General features: G+C 71.0%; 24 protein-coding genes. 16 read left to right on the plus strand and 8 right to left on the minus strand.

Translation table 11 applies throughout. The features are described from left to right. Window positions 1-54 precede the first annotated feature (54 nt). Entirely contained in the window at window positions 55-1,740 is a 1,686-nt protein-coding gene (locus ABZT47_RS33255) for a hypothetical protein (RefSeq protein WP_354851163.1), read from the plus strand. 72 nt (window positions 1,741-1,812) lie between these two features. On the opposite strand, the gene ABZT47_RS33260 is transcribed toward ABZT47_RS33255, so the two are convergent. After that, window positions 1,813-3,426 carry a 4-hydroxyphenylacetate 3-hydroxylase N-terminal domain-containing protein gene (locus ABZT47_RS33260; RefSeq protein ID WP_354851166.1) on the minus strand — a complete coding sequence of 538 codons (1,614 nt, stop codon included), beginning with the start codon at window positions 3,424-3,426 and terminating at the stop codon, window positions 1,813-1,815. A gap of 420 nt (window positions 3,427-3,846) precedes the next feature. Between ABZT47_RS33260 and ABZT47_RS33265 the strand changes: the two genes are divergently transcribed. The 3 genes from ABZT47_RS33265 to ABZT47_RS33275 all read left to right on the plus strand — a co-directional run bounded on the left by ABZT47_RS33265 (window position 3,847) and on the right by ABZT47_RS33275 (window position 6,934). After that, window positions 3,847-5,031, plus strand: a complete 1,185-nt coding sequence (locus ABZT47_RS33265) for an acyl-CoA dehydrogenase family protein (protein WP_354851169.1) — start codon at window positions 3,847-3,849, stop codon at window positions 5,029-5,031. A 27-nt stretch (window positions 5,032-5,058) separates the two neighbouring features. Continuing rightward, window positions 5,059-5,490, plus strand: a complete 432-nt coding sequence (locus ABZT47_RS33270) for an SgcJ/EcaC family oxidoreductase (protein WP_354851172.1) — start codon at window positions 5,059-5,061, stop codon at window positions 5,488-5,490. 412 nt (window positions 5,491-5,902) lie between these two features. Continuing rightward, window positions 5,903-6,934, plus strand: coding sequence for a hypothetical protein (locus tag ABZT47_RS33275; protein ID WP_354851175.1), 1,032 nt, complete (start codon window positions 5,903-5,905; stop codon window positions 6,932-6,934). Here the strand turns inward: ABZT47_RS33275 and ABZT47_RS33280 are convergent. Next, on the minus strand, window positions 6,931-7,500 hold the full coding sequence (locus ABZT47_RS33280; protein ID WP_354851178.1) for a MarR family winged helix-turn-helix transcriptional regulator: 570 nt from the start codon (window positions 7,498-7,500) through the stop codon (window positions 6,931-6,933). The two genes, ABZT47_RS33275 and ABZT47_RS33280, sit on opposite strands and share 4 nt — an antisense overlap. A 328-nt stretch (window positions 7,501-7,828) precedes the next feature. On the opposite strand from ABZT47_RS33280, the gene ABZT47_RS33285 reads away from it, so the two are divergent. The 7 genes from ABZT47_RS33285 to ABZT47_RS33315 all read left to right on the plus strand — a co-directional run bounded on the left by ABZT47_RS33285 (window position 7,829) and on the right by ABZT47_RS33315 (window position 14,585). Next, the gene (locus tag ABZT47_RS33285) at window positions 7,829-8,371 is read left to right on the plus strand and encodes a MarR family transcriptional regulator (RefSeq protein WP_354851181.1); all 543 of its coding nucleotides are present in this window, start codon (window positions 7,829-7,831) and stop codon (window positions 8,369-8,371) included. Between the two features lie 109 nt (window positions 8,372-8,480). Continuing rightward, window positions 8,481-9,467: a hypothetical protein gene (locus ABZT47_RS33290; protein WP_354851184.1), complete on the plus strand. Its 987-nt coding sequence runs from the start codon at window positions 8,481-8,483 to the stop codon at window positions 9,465-9,467. A gap of 83 nt (window positions 9,468-9,550) precedes the next feature. Continuing rightward, window positions 9,551-10,600, plus strand: a complete 1,050-nt coding sequence (locus ABZT47_RS33295; RefSeq protein ID WP_354851187.1) for an SDR family NAD(P)-dependent oxidoreductase — start codon at window positions 9,551-9,553, stop codon at window positions 10,598-10,600. Between the two features lie 14 nt (window positions 10,601-10,614). Further along, on the plus strand, window positions 10,615-12,330 hold the full coding sequence (locus ABZT47_RS33300; RefSeq protein WP_354851190.1) for an acyl-CoA carboxylase subunit beta: 1,716 nt from the start codon (window positions 10,615-10,617) through the stop codon (window positions 12,328-12,330). A 205-nt stretch (window positions 12,331-12,535) separates the two neighbouring features. Then, window positions 12,536-13,090: a hypothetical protein gene (locus tag ABZT47_RS33305; protein WP_354851193.1), complete on the plus strand. Its 555-nt coding sequence runs from the start codon at window positions 12,536-12,538 to the stop codon at window positions 13,088-13,090. Then, the gene (locus ABZT47_RS33310; protein ID WP_354851196.1) at window positions 13,087-13,575 is read left to right on the plus strand and encodes a hypothetical protein; all 489 of its coding nucleotides are present in this window, start codon (window positions 13,087-13,089) and stop codon (window positions 13,573-13,575) included. Before ABZT47_RS33305 ends, ABZT47_RS33310 begins: the two co-directional genes overlap by 4 nt. 212 nt (window positions 13,576-13,787) lie before the next feature. Further along, window positions 13,788-14,585, plus strand: coding sequence for a GDSL-type esterase/lipase family protein (locus ABZT47_RS33315; protein WP_354851199.1), 798 nt, complete (start codon window positions 13,788-13,790; stop codon window positions 14,583-14,585). A gap of 109 nt (window positions 14,586-14,694) precedes the next feature. Here the strand turns inward: ABZT47_RS33315 and ABZT47_RS33320 are convergent, their stop codons facing one another. The 3 genes from ABZT47_RS33320 to ABZT47_RS33330 all read right to left on the minus strand — a co-directional run bounded on the left by ABZT47_RS33320 (window position 14,695) and on the right by ABZT47_RS33330 (window position 16,599). Continuing rightward, window positions 14,695-15,420: an alpha/beta hydrolase gene (locus ABZT47_RS33320; protein ID WP_354851201.1), complete on the minus strand. Its 726-nt coding sequence runs from the start codon at window positions 15,418-15,420 to the stop codon at window positions 14,695-14,697. Between the two features lie 144 nt (window positions 15,421-15,564). Continuing rightward, a complete protein-coding gene (locus ABZT47_RS33325; RefSeq protein WP_354851204.1) occupies window positions 15,565-16,314 on the minus strand; it encodes a 4'-phosphopantetheinyl transferase superfamily protein in 750 nt (249 codons plus the stop codon). Between the two features lie 18 nt (window positions 16,315-16,332). Continuing rightward, window positions 16,333-16,599 (minus strand): hypothetical protein, encoded by a 267-nt coding sequence (locus ABZT47_RS33330; protein WP_354851207.1) that lies wholly within the window; start codon window positions 16,597-16,599, stop codon window positions 16,333-16,335. 364 nt (window positions 16,600-16,963) lie between these two features. On the opposite strand from ABZT47_RS33330, the gene ABZT47_RS33335 reads away from it, so the two are divergent. After that, a complete protein-coding gene (locus ABZT47_RS33335) occupies window positions 16,964-18,397 on the plus strand; it encodes a wax ester/triacylglycerol synthase family O-acyltransferase (RefSeq protein WP_354851210.1) in 1,434 nt (477 codons plus the stop codon). Window positions 18,398-18,419: 22 nt separating this feature from the next. On the opposite strand, the gene ABZT47_RS33340 is transcribed toward ABZT47_RS33335, so the two are convergent. Then, complete coding sequence (locus ABZT47_RS33340; protein ID WP_354851213.1) at window positions 18,420-19,160, minus strand: SDR family oxidoreductase; 741 nt, start codon at window positions 19,158-19,160, stop codon at window positions 18,420-18,422. Window positions 19,161-19,260: 100 nt separating this feature from the next. On the opposite strand from ABZT47_RS33340, the gene ABZT47_RS33345 reads away from it, so the two are divergent. Then, window positions 19,261-19,812 (plus strand): helix-turn-helix domain-containing protein, encoded by a 552-nt coding sequence (locus ABZT47_RS33345; RefSeq protein ID WP_354851216.1) that lies wholly within the window; start codon window positions 19,261-19,263, stop codon window positions 19,810-19,812. A gap of 100 nt (window positions 19,813-19,912) precedes the next feature. Here the strand turns inward: ABZT47_RS33345 and ABZT47_RS33350 are convergent, their stop codons facing one another. Next, a complete protein-coding gene (locus tag ABZT47_RS33350; protein WP_354851219.1) occupies window positions 19,913-20,668 on the minus strand; it encodes a GntR family transcriptional regulator in 756 nt (251 codons plus the stop codon). A gap of 286 nt (window positions 20,669-20,954) precedes the next feature. On the opposite strand from ABZT47_RS33350, the gene ABZT47_RS33355 reads away from it, so the two are divergent. The 3 genes from ABZT47_RS33355 to ABZT47_RS33365 all read left to right on the plus strand — a co-directional run bounded on the left by ABZT47_RS33355 (window position 20,955) and on the right by ABZT47_RS33365 (window position 23,771). Next, window positions 20,955-21,866, plus strand: coding sequence for a chlorophyllase (locus ABZT47_RS33355; RefSeq protein WP_354851222.1), 912 nt, complete (start codon window positions 20,955-20,957; stop codon window positions 21,864-21,866). A gap of 75 nt (window positions 21,867-21,941) precedes the next feature. Continuing rightward, a complete protein-coding gene (locus ABZT47_RS33360) occupies window positions 21,942-22,808 on the plus strand; it encodes an LLM class flavin-dependent oxidoreductase (RefSeq protein ID WP_354851225.1) in 867 nt (288 codons plus the stop codon). A 189-nt stretch (window positions 22,809-22,997) separates the two neighbouring features. Beyond that, window positions 22,998-23,771, plus strand: coding sequence for a hypothetical protein (locus ABZT47_RS33365; protein WP_354851228.1), 774 nt, complete (start codon window positions 22,998-23,000; stop codon window positions 23,769-23,771). 154 nt (window positions 23,772-23,925) lie between these two features. On the opposite strand, the gene ABZT47_RS33370 is transcribed toward ABZT47_RS33365, so the two are convergent. Next, on the minus strand, window positions 23,926-24,846 hold the full coding sequence (locus ABZT47_RS33370; RefSeq protein ID WP_354851231.1) for an ROK family protein: 921 nt from the start codon (window positions 24,844-24,846) through the stop codon (window positions 23,926-23,928). Window positions 24,847-24,898 lie beyond the last annotated feature (52 nt).

Consider the following 24,898-nt stretch of genomic DNA (forward strand, 5'->3'; position numbering starts at 1 on the left):
CCGCCGTGAAGCATGCTGCTGCGGCAAGCCACGCGATCATCGAGCGAGGTTCACATGTCACCCTCCCGTGTCCCGAGACGTACCCGGGTGTACGTCGTACTGGCGACGTTGTCCGCCGCCCTGGGGCTGCTCCTGCCGGCCACTGTGGCCAGCGCCGATCCGATACCGCTGCCGACCCGAGGTCCGTTGCCGACGCTCTCGCCGCTGCCGTCCGGCGTTCCGTTCCCGACACGCCCGCCGCTGCCGGTCCCACTACCGTGCCCGCCGACCTGTGTCGATCTGGGGCCGGATCCGTACGACGCGGTCGTCTACGGCGACAGCTACACCAGCGGTGAGGGCGCGAGCCACGACCACACGTACGTGACGAAGTCCGACGGCAGCGAGGACTGGACCCACAAGTCCGGTCTCGCCCCCTTCGCTGTGGCCTGGACGGCCCTGGAGATGAACCGCTACCCCTTGTACAGGCCGACCCTCACCTCGGACACGATGCGAACGACGTTCGGGCGCGACCGGCTCTTCTTCAACGCCTCGTCCGGCGCGTGGATCAAACACCTCAACGAGCCGCAGATGGAGAAGGGCGGAACGGTCGTCCGTAATCCGCCACAGGCCCAGGACGTCCCGACCATGGCGAAGATCGCCTATTTCGGGCTGGGCGGCAACGACGCCGGTTTCGCCGACCTGGTCAGCACCGCGGCCGAGGCGTACCTGAACCCGGCCACCGGCCGTTTCGGAGTGTTCACCTGGCAGACCGACCAGGAGCAGGCGGTCGCCCTCGAGGTGAGCCGGCTGCAGTCGCGGATCACCCCCCTGCCGGACAAGATCGCCCAGGGACTGGAGACCGTCCGGGAGACCCACCCGGTGGCGGAGATCGTCGTGGCGCTCTACCCGCTTCCGGTCAAGGAGTCGGGCAACACCGGCATGGAGGAGATCACCGGCCACACCATGGACCTGATGTATCCCTTCGCGGCCAAGGTGAACCAGGCCATCCGGGACGGGGTGGCGCAGTTCCAGGCGAGCCATCCGAACACCCAGGTCCACATCTTCGACCCGAACACGGCCGGGCCGAACGGCACCAGCGTGGTCGCGGGACATGAGCTCGGCCGGCCGGACTCCTACTTCCAGGGCCTCGTGCGCCGCCCGGACGTGCTGTGGAGCGGCAAGATCTTCAAGTCGTTCCAGGAGAGCTTCCACCCGAACGAGCTCGGTTCGGTGGCCATCGGCAAGGCGCTCGCGACCTTCCTGGCGGCCAGGATGCCGGCACTCTTCCCGCAGGGGCCGAACTTCGACCGCGTGACCATCAACCCGCAGCCGCTGGCCGACGCGACGCCGGATGAGATCCAGTCGGTCGGGCAATGGGCGTACACCAACTCCTCGCAGGTCTGCGAGGAGACCGACATCGACAGCGTGTGCCGCGCCATCACCCCGACCGGCATCGTCCTGTCGACCGACCTCTGGTTCGACCCCCGCAAGGTCCTCCCGTACCCCCTGCCCGGCGAGCCGGTTCCGGGCGGCTCTGACACCGGTTCACCCGGCGGCGGTGGCGGCGGCGGGTCGACCTGGATCCCGGCCGAGTACATTCCCAAGGACCCGTGCGACATCTTCCGGCCGGTCCGCTATCAGTTCTACACGGGGGTGCAGGTCAGGGGCGGACCGGTGCAGACCGCGACGGCCATCGACACCCTCATCTTCGCTCCCAAGAAGCCCAAGTGCGTCCCCGGCGTGGGACTGATCTTCGAGTAATCGCGGCCACGTGCCACCGCCCCGGCGGAAACCCGCCGGGGTGGTGGTCTCAGTGGTGAATGGGGTGGGCGGTCAGGGGTTGAGGGTGTTGCCGTTGCCTATGCGGCGGAGGTGGTCGAAGGAGGACAGGTCGGGGACCGTCCAGCCGTCGAGGTCGTACTCGCTGAGGCACTGGTCGACAAAGGCCTTGTAGCCGTCCACCTCGCCGCCCACCATTTGGGCGTTCAGCAGTTCGACGCGGGTGTTCTCGTGGTTGCCGGCGTAGTTGCGCTCGTACAGCTCGTGCCGGCCGCCGAACTCGGTGCCGATGGCGTCCCAGAGCAGCTTCATGACCTTGATGCGCTCGACCGCGTCGCTGCCGTCCGACCCGCGGACGTACTTGTCCAGGTAGGGCCGGATGTCGGGGTTCTTGAAGTCCTCGGAGCTGGAGTTGACGTAGATCAGCCCGCTGGCGATGTCCTGCTGGATGATCTCCTTGATCCGCGGGTAGCCGGTCTGCATGAACCAGCGGTAGGCCAGCCCGTACGCCGGGTTGGGCAGCAGGGCGCCGTCCTTCCACTCCACCGGGTTGCGCGCCGCGGCGTCGGAGAAGGCCCAGAACAGGTTGCGCCAGGCCAGGACCTCGCCGATGCGGGTCTGCACGCCGCGGAAGTCCTTGGTGCCCGTCATCTCGGTGGCCTTGATGAGCAGCCCGGCGATGAACTCCAGCTTCACGGCCAGCCGGGTGCAGCCGTGGAAGGTGAAGCGCTCGAAGAAGCCCGAGCGGCCGGTGAACAGCAGCGCCTTGCCCAGGTTGCCGTAGACGAAGACGTTCTCCCAGGGGATGAGCACCTTGTCCAGGACGAGGATGGTGTCGTTCTCGTCCAGCCGCGAGGAGAGCGGGTAGTCGAACGGCGTGCCCATCACCGTGGCGGCGGTGGAGTAGGACGGCCGGCAGATGAGCTTCATGCCCTTCGCGCCCATGGGGATGGTGGCGACGAGCGCGAACTTCTTGTCCTTGATGGGCAGCCCGTAGTGGGCGATGAAGTTGTAGTGGGTGAGCGCCGAGCCGGTGGCCACGACCTTGGCCCCGCTGACCACGAGCCCCGCGTCGGTCTCCTTCTCGACGTGCACGAAGACGTCGGCGACCTCGTCCGGCGGGCGGTTGCGGTCGACCGGCGGGTGGACGATCGCGTGGTTCCAGTACAGGACCTTCTCCTGCGACTCCTTGTACCAGCGCCGGGCGTTGTCGGAGAACGGCTCGTAGAAGTCGGCGTTGGCGCCGAGCGTGCCGAGGAAGGCCGCCTTGTAGTCGGGGCTGCGCCCCATCCAGCCGTAGCTCATGCGCGCCCACTCGGCGATGGCCTGCTGGTCGGCGACCAGGTCCTCGACGCTGTGCGGCGTGGTGAAGAACCGGTGGGTGTAGCCGTCGCTGCCGGTGTCGGTCGGCTTGGTCAGCACGGCCTGCTTGTCGGGGTCGTGCAGCGCGTCGTACAGCCGCGCCGTCATCCTGATGGGGTTGTGGAACGCCGGGTGCGCGGTGACGTCCTTCACCCGCTCGCCGTACAGGTAGATCTCCCGGTCGTCGCGCAGGCTCTCGATGTACTCCTCGCCGGTCAACGGGCGCGTCTTGGGCCGCTCCGCGGCCACGCCGGCCTCGGGGGCGGCCGTGTCGGCGGCTGCCGGACTTCTTTCCTCTACGTGCACCTCAACTCCTCGATGAATCGGTAGCCGTCGAGCCGGCCGTCCAGGGGAGGTGCCTGGAGGAAGCACGCCCCGAATGGACACGCCCGAAGAAAAGTCCGCTGTCGCACGCGTGCCGGCGGTCGGGCCGGGGCCGTGCTCGCCGGTGACACGTTCCGCTCGGCGCCGATGACGGGCGGGTACACCGGAAGCCTGTCGCGGAGCTTAATATTCACATCCGCCATTCCCGCGGCACATCTCTCACATTGCGGTCTCCGGCCTGCGGAATAGGGCTTTCGCATTCCAGAAGATGCGTGGCCGGAAGGCCGGTGCGACCGTCGGATGGTGAGCATCGGCGGCCGGCGATCCGGCCACGTGCGAATTCCGGGCCTTCCGGCGCGCCTGCCGGCGCCGCCTTTTCTCGCCGGTCTTTTCTAGGAGGATATGGTGCTGACGACCGAGGTTCCGACGCGGGACCAGCTCGTCCAACGCGCGTCCGAACTCGTGCCGCTCCTTCGCGGGCACGCGGCCTGGAACGAGGACAACCGCCGCGTCCACGAGGAGTCCATCCAGGCCCTGGCGGACGCCGGCGTCTTCAAGATGCGGGTCCCCGTCCGCTACGGCGGCTACGAGTCCGACACCCGTACGCTGATCGACGTCGCCACCGAACTCGGCAGGGCCGACGGCTCCACCTCCTGGGTCGCGTCGGTGTACTGGATCCCGACGTGGATGGCCAGCATGTTCCCCGAGCCCGTCCTGGACGAGGTGTTCGCCACCCCGGACGTGCGCATCTGCGGGACGCTGAGCCCGACCGGCATGGCGGCGAAGGTCGACGGCGGCGTCATCGTCAACGGCAAGTGGGGCTTCATCAGCGGCGCCCTGCACGCCCACTACCAGGTCATCGTCGCGATCCAGATCGGCGGGGAGGGCGAGCCCATGCCGGTCGCCATCGTCGTGCCGATGTCGGACCTGACGATCGTCGACGACTGGCACACCTCGGGCCTCAAAGGCACCGGCAGCGTCACCACGATCGCCCAGGACCTGTTCATCCCCGACGCCCGCGTGCTGCCGCTGCCGCTGGTGCTGCAGGGCCAGGCCGCCTCGCCGGCCGTCCAGGGCCGCCCGATCTACAGCTCGCCGCTGCTCCCGGTCGCCTCGGCGTCCTCGGTCGGCACCCTGATCGGGCTCGCCAAGGCGGCCAAGGACACCTTCCTCGAGCGGCTGCCCGGACGCAAGATCACCTACACCGGGTACGACAGCCAGGCCGAGGCGCCGCTGACCCACCTGCAGGTGGCCGAGGCCGTCAACAAGATCGACCAGGCGGAGTTCCACGCCCACCGGCTGTCGGGACTGGTCGACTCCAAGGGCGCCCAGGGCGCGGAGTGGACGATCGAGGAGCGGGCGCGGGCCCGCGGCGACATGGGCGCGGTGGTCAAGCTGGCCAAGGAGGCGGTGGACATCTTCGCCTCCGCGAGCGGCGGCTCGTCCATCTACAGCATCGTGCCGATCCAGCGCATCGCCCGCGACACCCACGCCGCGAACCTGCACGCCCTGATGCACCCGAACACCAACGCCGAGCTGTACGGGCGGATCCTCTGCGGTCTCGAGCCCAACACGCTCTACATCTGACGGCAGAGACGACCAAAGGATCTCGACATGGCCCCCACCAGCACCGCCACCGCCGCCCCCGCCGTGACCGACAAGGACAAGGCCGCCGTCGTCTCGGTCCCGAGCCGCATCGTCGCGGCGTGGGCGAGCCACAACGCCAAGGCCTTCGCCGAGGTGTTCACCCCCGACGGCACCATGATCCTTCCCGGGGCGTTCAGCAAGGGCACCGCGGACATCGAGGCGTACATGACCGCCGCCTTCGCCGGCCCGTACAAGGGCACCCAGGTCACCGGCCTTCCCATCGACATGCGGTTCCTGAACGCCGACACCGCCCTGGTGATCACCCAGGGCGGCGTGCTCGCCGCGGGTGAGAACAAGGTGCACCCCGACCGCGCCGTCCGCGCCACCTGGGTCGTCGCCCGGCACGAGGGGCAGTGGAAGCTCGCCGCCTACCAGAACAGCCCCCTCGAGTCCGCCTGAGGCGGACACGGGGAGCCGCCGGGCCGTGCCCGGCGCGCGCGGTGCGACCGCGGGCGCCGGCCGGCCCCTTCGGCGTTCCCCTCCGCCCACGGCGCGAGCCCGTGGTCTTCCCGGGCCCTCTTCTCCGACGGCCTCCCGGGCGGCTTTCCGCGCGGGCGCCGGGCGGCTCTTCTTCCACGTTGCTTGATACGCGGCAGCGCGTTGACGTGCGCTTCGCCGGCCATGTTCCATGGGAGTCGTGTCAGCACCTTGTGCGCGGTCCGCGGCACGAGCCGGGGTGCTTGATGCCGGGAAAGCCCGGCGTCGCGGCTCGGCCAGTGGCACGACCTCTCCGCCGGCGGCGTCCGGCCGTGGGCCGAGGGGCCCCAATGGGGTCTTCGGCGGTCCGCAGATCCGTCGCGAGGAGTTGACGATGGCGCCCACATCTGACAGTGCGCGATCGGCGATCTCGGCGTCACCGCCGGTGCGCGCTGAGGAGACCGCCGAGTGCCTGGGCGGGGAGGTGCACCTGGCCTACGCCCACCGTCCCGAGTCCGGCGTGCTGGCCGTCGCCGCGCACTTCTCGGCCGAGACCGCGCGCGGGAGGGCGCGGGTGCGGGCCGCGGCTTTGGACGCGCTGCACCGGCTTCCGGACGGCGTGGCCGTGCCCTGCCCGCCGGACGACCACAGGGAGCTGTGCCTGTCGGACTTCATGCCGGACCCGCCCTCCGGCCGCCACTCGCGCGTCGCGGGCATCGGCCTGCTCAGCCATGAACGGTACGTGCTCCCGGCCGAGGTCGTGTGGATGGGCGAGCGGGACTGCCGGGTGGAGCCCACGGCGGTGGGCGTCATCGGCGAGGAGGGCGTCTCCGGCGCGATCGCCGACCTGCTGGCGCACGACATGGTCACCCGCTGGTGGGCGAGCCCGCGCATGCCGCTGCTGCGCGTCTCCCAGCACCTGGCGACGATGATCCCCGGGGAGGCGGCCGAGGCCGCGGCCGCGCTGGGGCTGCGGGTGTCGGCGTTCGCGCTGCCCGGCCCGGACTTCCAGATCGCCGTCGTCGGCGTGAGCGGGGAGGGCACGTCGATCGCCACGGCCGCCGCGCGCACGATCGGCGAGGCGGTCGCCGAGGCGTTCCTGCGGGCGCTTGCCGCGCGGGCCCAGCCGTGGGACAGCCTGTCCATCGCCGACTCGCTGCGCCGGCTGACCGTCTGGCACCGCGAGGTGGACTACCTGGCCTACCTGGAGTGGTCGGCGCTGGACGCCGACGGCTCGGTGATGGACAGGCCGATGCCGGGGGACGGGGAGTCGGGCTGGGCCGACATCGCCTGCCGCCGGTTCGGGCACGAGCCGATCGTGGTCACGCTCGGCGACACCGGCGAGGCGGTGAAGGTGGTGTGCCCCGGCGCGGCCTGCTATCGCACGGTGCCCCCGGGCACCACCTTGCCCTGCCCGGTGCCCTAGCCGCCGCCCATCACCCTGCCCATGCCTTGGCCGCGAGGCGCCACCTTGCCCTGCCCGGTGCCCTGGCCGTCGGACGCCGATTCGCTTCGCGTGCCGGGGGAGAGGCCGCCGCGGTCGTGGACCAGGCGCCACAGGAACTGGCCGAACATCTCGCGCTCGCCGGGTGTGAACGGGGCCAGGAAGGTGTCAAGGGCGTTCAGCATGGCCGGGCCGAGCTTGTAGCGCAGCAGCGCCTGCCCCTCGCCGGTCAGGCCGATGGCGTACTTGCGCCGGTCATCGGGGTTGCGCGCGCGCTGGACCAGGCCCAGGCGCTCCAGGCCGTCCACGACGCTGACCATGGTGGTGCGGTCGATGCCGTGGGTGCGGGCGAGCTGCTGCTGGGACTGCGGCCCCACGGAGTCGATGGCGGTGAGCACGATGACGTCCTTGGCGCGCAGCCCGAACGGCTCCACCGCAGCTTCCAGCAACTCGGCGAACAGCTCGCCGGCCTTGGCGAGCAGGATGCCGGTGTCCCCGGAGGAGAATTCCGGCAGGGGGACGTCGGAGTTCGGGGAATCAACGCTCACAGACGTGCCTTCCGTGGTCACCTGTCACGAAAAGTGCGGCATGCCGCATATTAAGCACGGCTCCGTCTGGCACGAGTGTCACACGCTGCGATGGGCAGCGCAACCGACGGTCAGAAATCCAATCGTCAGCAAAGCTGATTGACAGTGACGCTGATCGTCTGCGACCATACTTGTTAGCGTGAAGGATGCGGGAGGGCCACGGCCAGGATTCCACCTCATTGGTTGCGAGGGAGGTCCTCATGTCCGGACGGCGACCCGTACCCGACGTCGGCACCACGTGGGATGCGATATGTGACATCTGGGACGAGGTCCGGGAAATCGTATTGACGTGGGAACACGTGAGGGCGGCCGAGGAGCCGGCTGGCTGATCGCCCGCCGCTGGAGGGTTGAGGCCATGGGCGGGAACGCGCACGAGTCCGCGCCGACGGCGCGGGTCCTGGCCGAGTCCACCGGCTGGCTGCTCAACGACGTGGCGCGCGAGGTCACGCTGCGGCTGGAGGAGGCCCTGAAGGGCGACGACCTCCGCTGGCGCGACTACGGGGTGCTCGTCGTGCTGGAGTCGGCCGGACCCATGTCGCAGCAGGAGATCGGCCGGCGGCTCGCCGTCGACCGCTCGACGATGGTGCACATCATCGACCTGCTGGAGCAGCGCGGGCTGGTGGCGCGCGGGCGCGACCGGGTCGACCGGCGCGCCTACGCCATCGAGCTGACCGGCGCCGGCCGCGCGCTTCTGGTGGACGTCCTGCACCCGCTGACCGCCGAGGTCCACGAGCGGGTGCTGGGCCCCCTGACACCCGAGGAGCGGTCCGTCCTGACCCGTATTCTCGGCCGCGTCGCCCGAGGCGCCGATGAGAGCAATTTGCGAGAATAACGGACCATCTACACCTCTGATAGTTTGTAATTGCACATATCTGTGGAGCCGGGCAAGGGTCGTAGGTCCTGATCCCCCCTGGACGAGGTACATGGCCAGGAGGCGAGCCATGGACATTTCCGTCATCGGTGTTCCCGCGGAAGCATTGGAGATCTACCGGTACTTTCTGCGGCACCGTGGCGAGGGCATCGGTTCGATCAGGCAGGCCCTCGACCTCGATCCCGACACCATCGAGGCCGCCGTCGACACCCTTGACCGGCTGTCCCTGCTCGACCTGACCGACCACCACCGCGTCATGGCCACCGAGCCGCGCATCGGCATCGAGCGCCTTGTCGAGCAGCGCCTCAACGAGCTCAACTCCGAGATCCGCCGCGTACTCGGCGCGCGGGACGCCATCGCCTCCCTCGTGGAGGACCAGCAGCACGGCGAGAACGCCGGCTCCATGCTGGACATCGAACGCGTCGAGGGCCTGGACCGCGTGCGCCAGCGACTCGACGACCTGGGGTTCTTCTCCTACAAGGAGACCCTGTGCCTGCACCCGGGCGGACCGCTGTCCCGGGGCGCCATCGAGACGGCGCTGCCGCTGGACACCCGCTCGCTGCGCCGCGGGCTCGCGGTGAAGGCCGTCTACCACCCCAAGGCGCTGGACGACCAGGACATGGTGGCCTACCTGCGCGAGCTGGTGAGCCTGGGCGGCCAGGTCCACATCACCGAAGACCCCTTCGACCGCATGCTGATCTTCGACCGCAGCGTCGCCGTGGTTCCCATCCACCCCAAAGAGAGTGCCCGCGGCGCGCTGCTGGTGAAGGAACCCGGACTGGTGTCGCAGCTGGTGACCTATTTCGACGGCGTCTGGGACGCCGCCACCGACTTCCGGGAGTTCACCGAGCCGAGCACCGAGGGCCCTCGCCTTTCCGAGCTGGAACGGAAAGTCCTCACGGTCATGGCGACCGCCGACAAGGACGAGATTGCGGCGCGGGAAATCGACGTCTCCGTCCGCACATATCGCCGTTATGTCGCCGATCTCATGGCACGGCTCGGCGCGGTCAATCGTTTCCAGGCCGCATTGCGCGCCAAAGAGGAAGGCTGGATCTGACGGCGCCGGCGCCCCCGCACACTCGGAGATGACAGGGGACACTTACACCCTTTTGACTGGTGTGGATCAGAGGAGATGGTCTGATGCTGGTTTGCGTTACCGGAGGCACGGGATTCGTCGGCGCCCATTCGGTCGCCGCGCTGGTCCGCGGCGGCCACCGCGTCCGCATGCTGGTCCGCGACCCCGCCAAGACCGCCCCCGCCCTGGCCCCCTTCGACCTCGGCCCCACCGACGTCGAGACCGTCACCGGCGACGTCACCGACGAGGACTCCGTGGCTCGGGCGGTGCGCGGCGCGGACGCCGTGCTGCACGCCGCGTCGGTGTACTCCTTCGACAGCAGGGACCACGCGCGGATGCGGCAGGTCAACGAGCGCGGCACGCATGTCGTGCTGGACGCCGCGCGACGTGCGGGCTCGGGCCTGACCGTCCACGTGTCCAGCGTCGTCGCGCTGTTCCCCGCTCCCGGCCGCGTCGTGGACGAGGCGTCTCCCGTCGGCCACCCCCGCGAGACCTACATGGCGGGCAAGGCGGCGGCCGAGAGGATCGCCCGCCGGCACCAGGCCGAGGGCGCGCCGGTCGTCATCACCTACCCGCCCGCGCTGCTCGGGCCGCACGACCCCAAGATGGGCGACCAGGTGTCGCGCCTGCGGGCGGTCCTGCGCGGGCTGACGCCCCTGTGGCCGCTCGGCGGGTTCCCGGTGGGCGACGTCCGCGACACCGCGGCGCTACACGCCGCCCTGGTCACCGCCCCCGGCCGGGCGCTGACGGCGGCCCGGCACTTCGGCCCGGGGGAGTACCTGACCACGCGGCGGTACATGGAGGTGCTGCGCGAGGTCACCGGGCGCGCGCTGCCGGCGGCGTTCCTGCCCGCCCGGGCGATGCTGCCGGTGGGCGCGCTCGCCGGCCTGCTCCAGCGGGTGTGGCCGTGGCACATCCCCGCCGAGTACGGGGCCATCTACACCTGCGCCTGCGCCACCAGGGTGGCCGACCACGCCGGCACGTTCGGCGTGCGCCCCCGGGCGATCGCCGAGACGGTCGGCGACACGGTGCGCTGGTTGCACGAGAACGGCCGCCTGTCGGCCCGCCAGGCGGGAATCCAACGGCCGAGCCTGACGTCCGCGGGCGCGCGATGATGGGAGAGGGCGCCATGACCGAGCAGATCGCGACGAGCCCGGACCTGCACCGTCCGGCACCGGAGCCGCTGACCGCCGTCGAGATCGACTTCGTCCCGGTGGCCGTGCCCCGGCGTCCCGGCCCGCAGGCCCGGCCCGGGGCGCAGGGCCGGCCGGCCGAGCAGGCGCCGCCCCCGCCGGAGCGGTCGATGGAGGCGCTGCGCGAACGGCACCGCGGGCTGCGCTCGGACATCGTCGCGGGCCGCCGCGAGGGCGTGGAGCGCCAGCACCGCCTGGGCAAGGGCACCGCCCGCGAGCGCATCGCGATGCTGCTGGACGAGGGCTCGTTCGTCGAGTTGGACATGTACCGCCGGCACCAGGCACACGGCCTGCGGATGGAGGAGAGCCGGCCCTACACCGACGGCGTGGTCACCGGATCCGGCACGATCGACGGCCGCCGGGTGTTCGTCTACGCCCAGGACTTCACGATCATGGGCGGGTCGCTCGGCGCCGCCCACGCGGCGAAGATCCACAAGGTGATGGACCTTGCCATCTCCACCGGCTCCCCGATCATCGGCCTGATCGACAGCGGCGGGGCGCGCATCCAGGAGGGCGTGGTCTCGCTCAGCGGGTACGGCGGCATCTTCCAGCGCAGCGTCCAGGCGTCCGGGGTGATCCCGCAGATCAGCGTGGTCCTCGGGCCGTGCGCGGGCGGGGCCGCCTACACCGTGGCGCTGGCCGACTTCGCCTTCATGGTGCGCGACACCGCGCAGCTGTACCTCACCGGGCCCGACGTGGTCGCGGCCGTGACCGGCAAGCGCTACACCCACGCCGAACTCGGCGGGGCCGACGTGCACGGCAAGAAGTCCGGCGTGGCCACCTTCGTGCACGACGACGAGGAGAGCTGCCTGGACGAGGTTCGCTACCTGGTCTCGCTGCTGCCGGGCAACAACCTGGAGTTCCCGCCCAGCGCGCCCCCCTGCGACGCGACCACCGACACCCGCCCCCGCCTCGCCGAGATCGTCCCGGTCGAGCCGAACAAGCCCTACGACATGCGGCTGATCGTCTCCGAGCTGGTGGACGACGGCGAGTACCTGGAGATCCACGAAGGCTGGGCGCAGAACGTCATCTGCGTGCTGGCCCGCATCGACGGCGCGGTGGTCGGCATCGTCGGCAACCAGCCCATGGTGCTCGCCGGCGTGCTCGACGTCGCCGCCTCGCAGAAGGCCGCGCGCTTCGTCCGCTTCTGCGATGCCTTCGGCATCCCGCTGGTGTCCCTGATCGACGTGCCGGGCTTCCTGCCCGGGGCCGACCAGGAGTACGAGGGGATCATCCGGCACGGCGCCAAGCTGCTGTACGCCTACTGCGAGGCGACCGTGCCGCGCATCCACGTCGTCGTGCGCAAGGCCTACGGCGGCGCGTACATCGTGATGGACTCGCGCACCATCGGCACCGACCTGTCGCTGGCCTGGCCGACCAACGAGATCGCCGTCATGGGCGCCGAGGGCGCCGTCAACATCATCTTCCGCAAGGAGCTGGCCGCCGCCGCCGACCCCGCGAGCCTTCGGGCCGAGCTGGTCGCCGAGTACGCCGAACAGCTCATGCACCCGCACTACGCGGCCGAGCGCGGCCTGGTCGACGACGTCATCGACCCGGTGGAGACCCGTGCCGCGGTGGCCAGGGGCCTTGCGATGCTGCGCGACAAGCGCAAGCCGACGCCGCAGCGCAAACACGGCAACGTGCCGCTCTGAAAGCACGCTGAAGCGGCTTACGGCGGGCTTTCCGCCGAACACAGCAAATACGAAGAAGAACCACCCGCCATCCGCCCGGAACAATTGACTTCGGCGATTCCCGGTATTCGTGCTCCTGCACGGCCGGGAAAGCGCCCGTACGCGCCGGATCCTCTTCCCGCCGCGCACGGGCAAACGGTCAACTTACCGAGATCGAGGTTTGCGCATGGCGACCGAGGCAGTTTCCGCGGCACCCGTCAAGGTGTCGGCGCTCAACAGCCGCCACCACCGGCTCTGGCTCAACATCTTCATGTTCATCGTGGTGGCGCACTGGGCCGAGCACATCGCCCAGGCGATCCAGCTGTGGGTGCTCGGCTGGCCCCCGAAGCAGGCGCTCGGCGTCATCGGGTCGCTGTACCCCCCGGCCTTCACCTCCGAGTGGATGCACTACGGCTACGCGCTGGTCATGCTCATCGGCCTCATCGCGCTGCGGAAGGGCTTCACCGGCAGGGCTCGCACGTGGTGGAACATCTCGCTCGGCATCCAGGTGTGGCACCACTTCGAGCACCTGCTCCTGCTGGTCCAGGCGCAGACCGGATGGCACCTGGCGGGCCGGCCCGTGCCCACCAGCATCCTGCAGCTGTTCGCGCCCCGCGTTGAGCTCCACCTGTTCTACAACGCGATCGTCTTCATCCCCATGGTCGTGGCCATGGTCCGCCACCTGCGCCCGTCCCCGTCCGAGCGCGCCGAGATGGCGTGCACCTGCGCGGCGCGCGCATGACGGACGGTTCCGGCGCGAAGCAGGGACGCTCCCCGGTCTTCACCGTGGCGCTGACGCTCGTGGGGGCGTTCCTGCTGTACCTCGCCGTCCCCAACATCGGCCCGGTCGTCCGCGCGGCCCGGGCCGACGGCGTTCCCGGCGTGTTCACCGCCGAGACCCTGTCGTGCATCCAGCACCCCGGGCACGAGAGCTGCTCGTGGACCGGGGAGTTCCGCTCCGACGACGGCGCCGTCCAGCGCTCCGAGGTCGTCCTCTACGGCGCCGACCGGGAGACCCTGCGGCCCGGGGAGCGCGCCCGCGCGGTCGACACCGGGCGGGCGGGCCGGGTCTACGGGCCGGGCGGGTCCCGCGAGTGGGTCTTCACCGCCCTGCTCCTGCTCGCCGGCCTGGCGATCGTCCTGTTCCCGTACGCCCGCCCGCTGCGGCGGCTGCTGCGGCCCCCGGCCCCGCGGGCGGTGCCCGTGGGCGGCGGCCCCGGCCGGTGACCCACCCGCCGGCGTCGCTGCCCCTCCCGCCGGCGTCCTCAGGGCTCTCACGGCCGTCCGCACCGATCGAGCCGGCGTCGTCGCCGGGCTCACCGGCGCCCTCACCTTCCGGTCCGGCGTCGTCATCGTCCGGGCCGGGGTCGTCATCGCCGCCGCCGGCGCCGCTGCCGCCCCTGCCGGGACGGGAGCCGGCCGTCCCGCACGTGATGATCGTGGGCGACTCCATCAGCCAGGGTCGCGAGGGCGACCGCACCTGGCGCTACCGGCTGTGGCGGACCCTGGTCGACCAGGGGACCGCCGTGCGCTTCGTCGGGCCGTGGAAGGGCACCTGGGTGCCCTCCGCGGTCTGGCCGGCCGAAGCCCCCGCCCGGCCCGCCCGTCCGGACAGCGGCCGAGCCCATCCGGACGACGGCCCCGCCCGCCGGGGTGACGGGCCCGCCCGTCCGGGCGGCCCGGACGACCCGGCGTACGCGGGCTCCTACCGGCGGGGCGTCCATTTCCCGGCGTGCCGCCACTACGCGAGCTGGGGCCGGCTGCTGCACGAGGCCAAGGACAACATCGAGGACGCGGTCGCCGCCCACGGACCGGGCTGGCTGATGGTCGCGCTGGGCTTCAACGACCTGGCGTGGGGCGTCTCGGGCCCAGGCCGGCTGCTCGCCGAGATGGAGACCTTCGTCCTGCGCGCCCGCGCGGCCGATCCCGCTGTTCAGTTCTTGATCGGCAATGTCGTGCACCGCACGCCGCTGAGCGGCCTGCCCGATCTGGCCCGCGACACCGACTCCTACAATCGGGAGCTGCCGGGGCTGCTCGCCGCGCTGTCGACGGACCGGTCGAGGGCGGTGCCGGTCGATCTGGCCGGCGTCTACGACCCCCACCGCGACTCCTACGACGGCGTCCATCCGAACGACTCCGGTGAGGCGAGGATAGCCGCGGCGTTCGCCGCCGCCTTCGCCCCCGCGCTCGTGCATGCGGGGGGCGGCGTCTCCGGCCGGGTCCCCGCGCTCGGCTGAGGAGGCCGGGCCGGCCGTCGTGCCGCGCGGATCTGCTGGGCCGGCGCCTTGCGGCCGGCCGGCTTACGCGGTCGCCTCGGGGGCCGGACGCGCCGGGCGGCGGTGGAGGTCACACGCGCTCGGCGGCGATGGAGGTCAGCAGCGAGACGAGCCGGTCAGGGGCCGACACCATCGGCCAGTGGCCGGTGTCGAGGGTGTGGAAGGTCCAGTTGGGCACGGCCCGCATGGCGGCGACGTCCTCGGAGACGCGCCCGTCGAAGTGCTCCTTGGAGCAGACGATGTAGCTCGCCCGCTGGTGCTCCAGCGGGCGGGTCAGGACGGCGGGCTCCGAGAGGGTGTGCCCGGGGTGGCCGACGAAGCGCTCGACCAGCCACTGCGCCTGGCGGGTGGACAGATCTTGCCCCTCGGCGACGATCGTGACGTCCGGGATCGGCCAGCGGCCGCTGTTCTCGGCGATCAGCCGCAGCTCCCCGGCGCGCACGCGCTCGGGGAAGGCGTGCAGCATCGACTTGCCGTCGTGCGGCAGGAATCCCTCGACGAACACCGTGCGGCTCACGCGCTCGGGCGCGCGGTCGGCCACCTGGCCGGCGACGATGCCCGAGTAGCTGTGCCCGACCACGACGACGTCGCGCAGATCGTGTTTCTCCATCAGGGCGAGCACGTCGTCGACGTGGGTGGCGAGGCCGACGGTGGAAACGTCGGCCTCGGGGTCGACCAATCCGGAAAGTGTGATCGCATGGACGTCATGGCCGAGCGCGCGCAGCCCGCGGGTCACCGGCTCCCAGACCCACGCGCCCGTCCACGGACCGGGAATCAGGATAATTGGATTTTTCACGGCAGGTCAGCTTCCTCTCCTTTACGGCTGGACTGCCTGAACGGTACGGAATTCGGACCTGGCGGGACTTTTAGTATGCGGGCCGGGGTGACATGAATATCCGTAGTTATTCAACAGTCTCGTGCCGGATGGCGTCAACGGTGGTCAGGCGGCCACGGGGACCGCGGCGGACGGGCGAAGGGCGGCGGCGTCCCACTCGGACACCTTGATCGGCTGCGCGTCACCGAGGACGGCGACCACACCGGCGTAACCGTCACCGGGATAGATCGTGCGCATTTGAACCGTGTGCGGGGGAATGTCCAGCGGCCAGCTCAACAGCGCGGGCTCCTGCGACGGCGCACTCACCTCCACCTTGTGCGGCGAGATCCGCAGGCCGTGACCGGTGGCCTTGAGCACCGCCTCCTTGCACACCCACATACGGGCGAATCCGGCCTGCTGATGACGGTCGGGAAGGGTCTTCAGCACTTCCTGCTCGTCGCGCGACAGCGCGCATCCCACCAGCTCGCTGACCGGGGCGGTCGGCACCTGCTCGACGTCGACGCCCACGGGCCCGGCGGTGGTCAGGGCCACCGCGACGCGGTTGCCCGAGTGGGAGATCGAGGCGTGCAGCCCGTCGTCGGTCAGGATGTAGGGGCGGCCGTGCGGCTTGTCACAGCTCATGCAGCGCCGCTCGATGGGCACCCGCTCGGGCGCGATGTCGAGCTGGGCGCCGGCGGCGGTGCGCAGCAGCCAGGCGGCGGTCACGAACCTCTGGCGGTCCTGCTCGCGCCGGTAGGCGGCGGCCCGCTTCAGCTCGGTGCCGTTCAGCACGCCGACCATGGACTCGAGCGCGTAGTCCTGCGGGTCGGCCCACCAGATCTGGCAGTCGACGGTCCGGAGAGCGATGGCGTTCATAAGCGTGTCCTCCTCGGGTTAGGGGCGGCCGTTGGTCAGGGTCCGGCAGGTCACCAGTTCCCAGTCGCTTACTTCGGGGTTGGTCAGGATCTGCGTCACCTCGGCGCGGATCTGCGCGTCGGTGGTCTCCTCATCGGTCTGCACGCGGATGGCGATGTCGCCGGTGACGTTCTTGAGGTCCTTCCGCCATTTCCGCGGGAGCAGGGCCAGGATTCTGATTCCGTCGACCGGCGAGTTCGGAAGCGGATCGCCGGCGGTCCTGCGGATGGTCAATTCGACGAGCATGTGGTCACCTCAGTCCCAGGTCGTGCCCGGCGTGACCGGCGCATGGCCCGGCGCGGCCCGGGTGAACGACATTTCGAATTCGGCCCGGCCGTTGTTCTCGCTTCGCATTTCGATCCCTTTTCTGTCGGCTGTGTGTTTTCTTCTCGCACAACCAACTCTGCGGGATCGGCGTCCGCCGGAACAGAAGAAGCGAAGTCAGCAAGCTGCAGGGTGGTTGCAGCTTCCTGCCACCCTTCCCGCGCCCCTCGCGAACGGCCTGCTCAGGCGGGGCGGTGCGCGGGAGGAGGGGCACCATGCCGGTGGACGCGGCGGGCTGATAGAACGGAGACGCCCCGCACCGCCCGGCCCGGAGGAGGTGGACCCCTTGCGGCAGCTCAGCGCCCTCGACGCGCAGTTCCTCGCCTTCGAGACCGACACCAACGTCGCCAACGTGGCCGGCCTGTCGATCCTGGAAGGGCCGATCAGCCGGGAGGAGCTGCTGAGCCTGGTCGAGGAGCGGTCGGAGCTGGTCCCGCCGCTGCGGCAGCGCATCATGCGGGTGCCGTTCAACCTCGACCACCCCTACTGGGTGCAGGACGACACGCTCGACCTGGACTACCACGTGCGCGAGCTGGCCCTGCCCGCCCCCGGCACCGACCGGCAGCTCGCCGCGCAGGTGGCCCGGCTGCACGCCCGGCGCCTGGACCGGCGGCACCCGCTGTGGGAGATGTACCTCATCCACGGCCTCAAGGACGGCCGCACCGCGCTGTACACCAAGCTGCACCACGCCGCGATCGACGGCATGGGCGGGGCGGACGTGCTGGCCGCCTTCATGGACCTGGAGCCCAACCCCAGGCCCCGCCCCCGCCCGGCCCCGGCCGAGCCCGAGCTCGCGCCCGAGACGGCGCAGATGCTGCTCAGGACCGCCGCCCGGCTGGCCGCCAACCCGGCCCACCTGCTGAGGTTCCTCGCCGAGGCGGCGCCCTACCTGGACGAGATCCCGCTCATCTCCCGGATCCCCGGCGCGGGCACCGTGTCGCGGGTCACCCGCCGGCTGGCCCGCGAGCTCGGCATCAGCGACGGGCAGGTGGTCCCCGAGCTGCCCAAGCTGGTCGTGCCGCGCACGCCGTTCAACGGCCCCGTCTCGGCGCACCGCCGCTTCGCCTTCGTGGAACTCCCCCTCGACGAGGTGAAGAAGGTCAAGAACGCCTTCGGCGTCACGGTCAACGACGTCGTGATGACGCTGGCCGCCACGGCGGTGCGGCGCTGGCTGGTCGCCCATGACGCGCTGCCGGAGGACCCGCTGGTCGCCGGCGTGCCGTTCTCGCTGCGCGGCGTCGAGGGCACCGAGCCGGGCAACCAGGTCACCCTCATGATCACCTCGCTGGACACGCACATCGACGACCCGCGCGAGCGGCTGTTCGCCGTGCGCGACTCCATGCAGCGCATCAAGGACCGCTTCAGCCTGTCGCCGGCGCGCTGGCTGCGCCATCTGAGCGAGAGCATGCCCGCCGCCCTCACCGGCCTGGCCGAACGCGCCGCCTTCGGCCTGGCCGCGCAGACCTCGCCGCCGGTGAACCTGCTGATCTCCAACGTTCCCGGCCCGCAGATCCCGCTGTACATATGCGGGCGGCGTCTGCTCGCCCAGTACCCGGTCTCCGTGGTGACCGACGCCAGCGGCGGCCTCAATATCACCGCCCTGTCCTACAACGGCCAGGTCGCCATCGGCATCATCGCCGACCGCACCATGGTCCCCGACATCTGGAAACTCCCCACCCACCTCCGCGACTCCCTCGACGAACTCATGTCCCTCACCTGAAATCCCGCTGCGGCGGGCCGGCTCAGTTCTGGGTCGTCGGGCGGATGACGATCTCGCCGATCTCCACCTCACGCGGCTGTTCGATGGCGAAGGCGACGGCGCGGGCGACGGCTTCCGGCGCGATGGCGTACTGGTCCATGTTGCGGAGGATCTCCTCACGGACCTCGGGGTCGTCGATGGAGCCGGGGAGTTCCGTACGCACGTAGCCCGGCGAGACCGCCGTCGTCCGCAGCACACCATCGGTCGACTCCTGCCGCAGCCCTTCCAGGAGGGTACGCACGGCGTTCTTGGTCGCGGCGTAGACCGCCATCGTGGGCGTGATCTTAAGCCCGGCGGTCGACACCGTGGTCACCAGGTGGCCCTGCCCCTGCTCGCGGAAGACCGGCAGCGCGGCGGCGATGCCGTACAGCACACCGCGCAGGTTGACATCGATCATCGCCGACCAACCGGCCACGTCGAGGTCGGCCACGGGGCCGATCTTGCTAATGCCGGCGTTGCCCACCAGCACGTCGAGCCGCCCGAACTCCGTCACGGCCAGTCCGACGAGCCGTTCGAGGTCCGCGCGGTCGGTGACGTCCACGGGGCAGGTGACGGCGAGGCCGCCGCGGCCGCGGATCTGCCGGGCGATCTCGTCGAGCCGTTCCGTCCGCCGCGCGCCGAGCACGACGGCGGCGCCCCGCTCGGCGAGCAGGCGCGCGGTGGCCTCGCCGATCCCGCTGCTCGCCCCGGTGATGGCCACGACCTTGCCCTTGATGGCTGACATGGGATCTCCTCCACAGTAAAATGGACACGTGTCCGTTTGGGCCTGCCCCCACCGTACCGGACATGTGTCCACTTAGTTCGACCCGCCCTGCAGAGGACCGATGAACGAACCCCGCCGCCGAGCCGACGCCACCGAGAACCGCGTACGGATCCTCCAGGCCGCACGAGAGGTCATCGCGAACGCGGACGAGGTGAGGCTCAACGAGATCGCCAAGCGGGCGGGCGTCGGCCAGGGCACCCTCTACCGCCATTTCCCGACCCGTGAGGCCCTGCTCGCCGAGGTCTACCGCAACGACGTGGACGCCCTCGTGTCCGCCGCGCCCGCACTGCTCGCCGAGCATGCGCCGCTGCCCGCTCTGGCCCGCTGGCTGGACCGGGTGGCCGAGTACGCGAAGGTCAAGCGCGGGGTGTTCGCGGCCGTCGAGGTGGGGGTGTGGCGGGATCTGTCCGCGCACAGCCTCGGCCCGATCGGGGAGGCGCTGACCCTGCTTCTCGACGCGGGCAAAGCCGATGACGTCATCCGCCCCGACGTGGACGCCCGCGACGTGATCCTCCTCATCGGCTACCTGACCCGCCTGGAGCCCGAGGAGTGGGACGCCCGCGCCCACCACCTCCTGGAGGTCATCCTCAACGGCCTGCGCCCTCACACCTGAACGGCTTCACCGCAAAGGTCCTGTCCGATCGTGGTGCGAGCGACCTCGATGCGAAGCCACGTAACAGGCCGGGTATGCCGGGTTCGGCGTCTTGTTTGACCTAGAGAGTGATGCGGTCGACGCGTACGGCGCGGTCGCCGGGGAGGACGATGGGGTCGGCCACTTCGACCACGCGGCCGCTCGCGAGCATCTGGCGGGTGATGGCGAACACCGGTATGCCAGAGCCGATGCCGAGCACCTCGGCTTCCTCGGGGGTCGGCATGCGGACCGCCGTCTCTTCCGCGATGTCGTCGACGTCGATCCCGAGCGTACGCAACTGCGCGATGTTGCCGCCCGGCCAGGGCTCGTTGTCCGGGTTGGCGACCGGCGTCGCCTCGACATCGGACGCCAGGAGGCAGGTCCGGGAAATCTGCGAGGGGACGTCGGCGGCGTAGAACACAAAGCGGCGTTCCAGGACTCGGGCGCCTACTTCGACATTGAACAGGGTGGCCAGGCGCTCGTCGGCCGAGATCCAGCGGAACGCCTTGTCGAGCCGATACTGGGTCCACGCGATGCCCTGGTCCTGGGTGAAGCTCGTCCGTGGCACGGTCTGCGCGCCGGCGTCGGCCAGGTAACGCTCCATGGAGACGCGCCGAACCGGCGGCCGCTCGCGCACGAAGGTGCCCGCCCCGCGACGGGATTCGACCAGGCCCTCATTGCGCAGCAGGTCCAGCGCACGCCTGATGAGGATCTCGGAGACGTCGTGCGCTTCGGCCAAGACGCGATGCGCAGGTAGTCGGGCGCCCGGCGCGAGGTCGCCGTTGCGTATCCGTTGACGCAGGTGATCAGCCATTCGCAGGTAGGCGTGCTCGGTCACATGCCGTCCTAGTTTCGAGATTGGATCGCGAACGGCCTGCACGCCGTCGTCGCCCAAAGCGCCGTGGTCTCCGATGGTGGGGGAGTCCCGCCGGCCCGCGAGAGGCCCTCGGTGAACTCATGGCAACGGTCGTGCGGCTGACCTCCACGGGGCTCGGCTTGCTAAGGGGAACGGTGTTCCGTATGTTGGGTAGCGGAACGTGGATCCGTTTGTGGCGATGCCAGGACGGGTGCCCGTGATCTGGCCGTTTGTGGCCGTTCGTGTCGCCTTTTCAGGAGAAACACCCATGAACCAGCTCGATGGAGTCGTCATCTCGGTGCGTCCGGTGGTGCTGCCCGCCCCCGGCCGTGGGGAGGGTCTGCAGGTGCGGGTGTCGGCCCCGGTGGCCGGCGGTGACCTGCCCGTCATCGTGTTCTCGCACGGGTTCGGCCAGTCGATGGACGGCTATGCTCCGCTGGTCGACTTCTGGGCCGCCCGCGGGTTCGTGGTCGTCCAGCCGACCCACCTCGACTCGCGGACGCTGGACGTCACGCCGGACGATCCTCGCCACCCGGAGATCTGGCGGTTCCGGGTGCGGGACCTGACATGCGTCCTCGACCACCTGGACCTCGTCGAGGCCTCGGTCCCCGGCCTCGCGGGGCGGATCGACCGCGGCCGCATCGCGGTCGCCGGGCACTCCTGGGGCGCGCAGACGGCGAGCATGCTGCTGGGCGCGCGGGTCCTGGACGCCGAGGGCGCGCCCGGCGAGGACATGTCCGACCCCCGGATCAGGGCCGGTGTGCTGCTCGCCGTGCCGGGGACGGGCGGCGCCGACCTCACGCCGTTCGCCGCCGAGCACTTCTCCTTCATGAACCCGGACTTCACCCGGATGACCCCGCCGGCCCTGGTGGTCGCGGGGGACAAGGACCAGTCCGCCCTGAGCGTCCGGGGGCCGGAGTGGTTCACCGACGCCTACTACCTGAGCCCGGGCGCCAAGAGCCTGCTCACCCTGTTCGGGGCGGAGCACTCGCTGGGCGGAGTCGCCGGCCACGCCGTCACGGAGACGACGGACGAGAGCCCCGAACGGGTCGCGCTGATCCAGCGGCTCACGTCGGCCTTCCTGCGCAGCGCGCTCTACCCCGCGGACGACGGCTGGTCCGTGGCGAGCGCCGAGCCGGCGCGGAGCACCGATTCCGTGGGCCGTGTCGAATCCAAGTGACGTTCCGGGAAGCTCGCCGCCGTCGTCGGACGACGGGCAGCAGGCATCCTGCCAGCAGAGAGGATCCACGGCACCATGCCCAGTTTCGGGATCATGACCGCCCCCATGCAGGTCGGCTACCACGACGTCCTTCGGGTCTGGCGGGAGGCGGACGCCATTGCCGAGATCGAGCACGCGTGGTTGTTCGACCACCTCCTGCCGATCGCCGGCGAGCTGAACGGACCGGCGTACGAGGGCTGGACGCTGCTGTCGGCGCTCGCCGCCCAGACCCGGCGGCTGCGTCTCGGACTGCTCGTCACCAGCAACCGGTTCCGGCCGCCCGCGATGCTGGCCAAGATCGCCGCAACGGTCGACGTCGTCTCCGGCGGGCGGCTCGACTTCGGCATCGGCGCGGGCTCACGTCCGGACCACCCGCTGGCCCGCCGGGAGTACGAGGCGCACGGCCTGCCCTTCCACGACTTCGCCCACTCGGTGGGCAGCCTCGCCGAGGCGTGCACCGTCATCCGCCGGATGTGGACCGCGACCGAGCCGTTCGACTTCGACGGCGCCTACGTCCGGCTCACCGGCGCCTTCTGCAACCCCAAGCCGGTCCAGCGGCCCGGCCCGCCGATCGTGATCGGCGGACGCTCGTCCGCGACGCTGCGCGTGGCCGCCGAGCACGCCGACGTGTGGAACATCCCCGGCGGAGACGCCAGAGACATCGACGAGGTCGCCGGCCGCAGCGCCCTGCTGGACCGCTACTGCGCCGAGATCGGCCGCGACCCCGCCTCCATCACCCGGTCGATCCACCTGCCGGTCTCCTACGACCGGCCACAGGCGACGCGGGACGCGATCGGCGAGGCGGTCGCCGCCGGCTTCCAGCACGTCGTCCTCGGCCTGTCCGCCCCTTACCCCGCCGGCGTCGCACGGTGGGTCGCCGACGAGCTCGTCAGAGCACGGTGAGCCGGAGGGGCCGGTGGGCCGCCATGGGGAGAGCGGGCCACCGGCCCATCCCGTCGGCGCGGACGGTGCCTTCGGCGCCGTACGCCTGTCGGACGGCGGGATTCGTCCACCAATCCCAACCGGTTCGAGGGACGAATAAGGTCCGCGCCGGCTGAGACGCCGGACGCGCGGACCGAGAAGGGAGTCCCTATGAAGCTGGTCATCAAGGTCGCGGCGCTGTTCTTCGCGCTGCTCCTCGCGGCGGGAGTGGCGGGCGCGTCGGTGGCGGTGGCCGCCCCGTTACCACCGAAAGATCCATACCCGGCCGTCAAGATCGACCCGGCGATCTGCAAGGTCGAGGCGCTCCGGGTGAAGAAGGCCCAGATCAGGCGCGACTTCGCCGCCAAGAGGTACGACCGGGCCGAGGAGGCCCTCAACAAGGGAGTGGGTTCCCGCGACGATTTCCGCAAGGCCGAGACGGAACTGGCCAAGCGGGACATCGAGCTGACCGACGCGAAGTACGCCGAGGCGAGCTGCCAGCTGAACAAGGGCGCCAGGCCGAAGCAGTCATGCGAGGCGATGGCCTTGGAGCTGAACCGGCTCCTGGACCAACTGGCGAACCGCAAGAAGCTGGAGGCGGCGGCCAAGGAGGCCTACGAGAAGGCCAAGACCGCACCCGGGGGCTTCGGCGTCGAGCAACTGGAGTCGCTGGACGAGGCGGCGCGGATCGCCGAGGTCGAGCGCCAAGAGACCGAGCAGGGCATTCAGGACCAGCGCGACCTGATCAAGGCCGACCCCGCGTGCAAGGATTTCCCCAGCGAGCGCCCGGAGGTCCTCCCACCGCCACGGGAGGTCCCGCCCGGCACGCCCACCCCGGCGCCCACGACCCAGCCGACCACCACCGCCGACCCGGCCATCCCGGCCCCGACCACCACCGCCGTCCCGACCCCCACCCTGGACACGGGGGACGCGCTAACACGGTGAACCCCTCTGGGACGGTGACCGGCTCCACGGCCACCGTCACCGGCAGGAGTGGTGGTCGGCCGAGGCGGGCCGTACCTGGGCGGCGGGGAAGGTTCGGATTCACGCTTGCCATTCCCGCGCCGCAGAGGCATCGGCGCGGGAACCGCCGGTGAGCTCAGGTCGTCCGAGGGGAGGACAGCAGTGCCATGCGGGCGGCGCCTATGAGGCCGGCGTCCCGGGCGAGGGCGGCGGGGGTGACGCGGAGGCGGCGGACGAAGTCGAGGCTGGTGCGTTCGGCGACGGCGCGGCTGAGCGGGGCGAACAGGACCTCGCCGGCCGCGGCGACGCCGCCGCCCACGACGACCTGGTCCAGGTCGCAGACCGTGGCGACCGCGACGATGGCGGTGGCCAGCGCCCCGGCCGCCCGGTCGAAGGCGGCCAGGGGTACGGCCTCACCCTGGCCCGCCGCCTGCGCCAGCTCGCGGGCGTCGGCGCCGCGCCAGCCGTTCTCGCGGGCCCAGCGCACCATCGACGGGCCGCTCGCGATCGTCTCGACGCAGCCGGTCCCGCCGCACGGGCAGGGCGCGCCGGCGGGGTCCACCACGATGTGCCCGATGTGCCCGGCGTTCCCGGTCGGCCCGGTGTAGGGGCGTCCGTCCAGCACCAGGCCGCCGCCGATGCCGGTGGAGACGACGATGCCGAGCATGGCCCTGGACTCGCGCCCCGCGCCGCGCCAGTGCTCGCCGGCGGCCGCCGCGACGGCGTCGCCGAACAGGTGGCACGGCGCCCCGGGCACGGCGTCGGAGACCCGGGCCAGCAGCGGGAAGTGCCGCCAGGCGGGGATGTTCACCGGGCTCACCGTGCCCGCCTGCGGGTCAAGCGGGCCGGCGGAGGCCACGCCCACGGCCACGGGCGGCACCTCGCCGGCGACCTCGCGCAGCAGCCCGATCAGGGCGTCGCTCACCACGCCGGGGTGGCCGGGCGGCGCGGCCGGGGTCGGCACCTCGCGGCCGCGCAGCACCGTCCCGTCCTTGCCGACCAGGGCCGCGGCCAGCTTGGTGCCGCCGATGTCGGCGGCCAGCACGTACGAAGTCATGGGCTCCTCGTCGTTCAGCAGGTCGGGCGAAGGGCGCCTGGCACGGGCCCGG

Origin of the sequence: Sphaerisporangium sp. NPDC005289 (assembly GCF_040607455.1) — a bacterium.
GTDB classification, from domain to species: domain Bacteria; phylum Actinomycetota; class Actinomycetes; order Streptosporangiales; family Streptosporangiaceae; genus Sphaerisporangium; species Sphaerisporangium rhizosphaerae.

Bases quoted from the DNA above. Each gene is read 5' to 3' on its own strand.
- ABZT47_RS33255 (WP_354851163.1), top strand. From the start codon at position 55: ATGTCACCCTCCCGTGTCCCGAGACGTACCCGGGTGTACGTCGTACTG.
- ABZT47_RS33265 (WP_354851169.1), top strand. From the start codon at position 3,847: ATGGTGCTGACGACCGAGGTTCCGACGCGGGACCAGCTCGTCCAACGC.
- ABZT47_RS33270 (WP_354851172.1), top strand. From the start codon at position 5,059: ATGGCCCCCACCAGCACCGCCACCGCCGCCCCCGCCGTGACCGACAAG.
- ABZT47_RS33275 (WP_354851175.1), top strand. From the start codon at position 5,903: ATGGCGCCCACATCTGACAGTGCGCGATCGGCGATCTCGGCGTCACCG.
- ABZT47_RS33290 (WP_354851184.1), top strand. From the start codon at position 8,481: ATGGACATTTCCGTCATCGGTGTTCCCGCGGAAGCATTGGAGATCTAC.
- ABZT47_RS33295 (WP_354851187.1), top strand. From the start codon at position 9,551: ATGCTGGTTTGCGTTACCGGAGGCACGGGATTCGTCGGCGCCCATTCG.
- ABZT47_RS33300 (WP_354851190.1), top strand. From the start codon at position 10,615: ATGACCGAGCAGATCGCGACGAGCCCGGACCTGCACCGTCCGGCACCG.
- ABZT47_RS33305 (WP_354851193.1), top strand. From the start codon at position 12,536: ATGGCGACCGAGGCAGTTTCCGCGGCACCCGTCAAGGTGTCGGCGCTC.
- ABZT47_RS33310 (WP_354851196.1), top strand. From the start codon at position 13,087: ATGACGGACGGTTCCGGCGCGAAGCAGGGACGCTCCCCGGTCTTCACC.
- ABZT47_RS33325 (WP_354851204.1), bottom strand. From the start codon at position 16,314: ATGAACGCCATCGCTCTCCGGACCGTCGACTGCCAGATCTGGTGGGCC.
- ABZT47_RS33330 (WP_354851207.1), bottom strand. From the start codon at position 16,599: ATGCTCGTCGAATTGACCATCCGCAGGACCGCCGGCGATCCGCTTCCG.
- ABZT47_RS33340 (WP_354851213.1), bottom strand. From the start codon at position 19,160: ATGTCAGCCATCAAGGGCAAGGTCGTGGCCATCACCGGGGCGAGCAGC.
- ABZT47_RS33345 (WP_354851216.1), top strand. From the start codon at position 19,261: ATGAACGAACCCCGCCGCCGAGCCGACGCCACCGAGAACCGCGTACGG.
- ABZT47_RS33355 (WP_354851222.1), top strand. From the start codon at position 20,955: ATGAACCAGCTCGATGGAGTCGTCATCTCGGTGCGTCCGGTGGTGCTG.
- ABZT47_RS33360 (WP_354851225.1), top strand. From the start codon at position 21,942: ATGCCCAGTTTCGGGATCATGACCGCCCCCATGCAGGTCGGCTACCAC.
- ABZT47_RS33365 (WP_354851228.1), top strand. From the start codon at position 22,998: ATGAAGCTGGTCATCAAGGTCGCGGCGCTGTTCTTCGCGCTGCTCCTC.
- ABZT47_RS33370 (WP_354851231.1), bottom strand. From the start codon at position 24,846: ATGACTTCGTACGTGCTGGCCGCCGACATCGGCGGCACCAAGCTGGCC.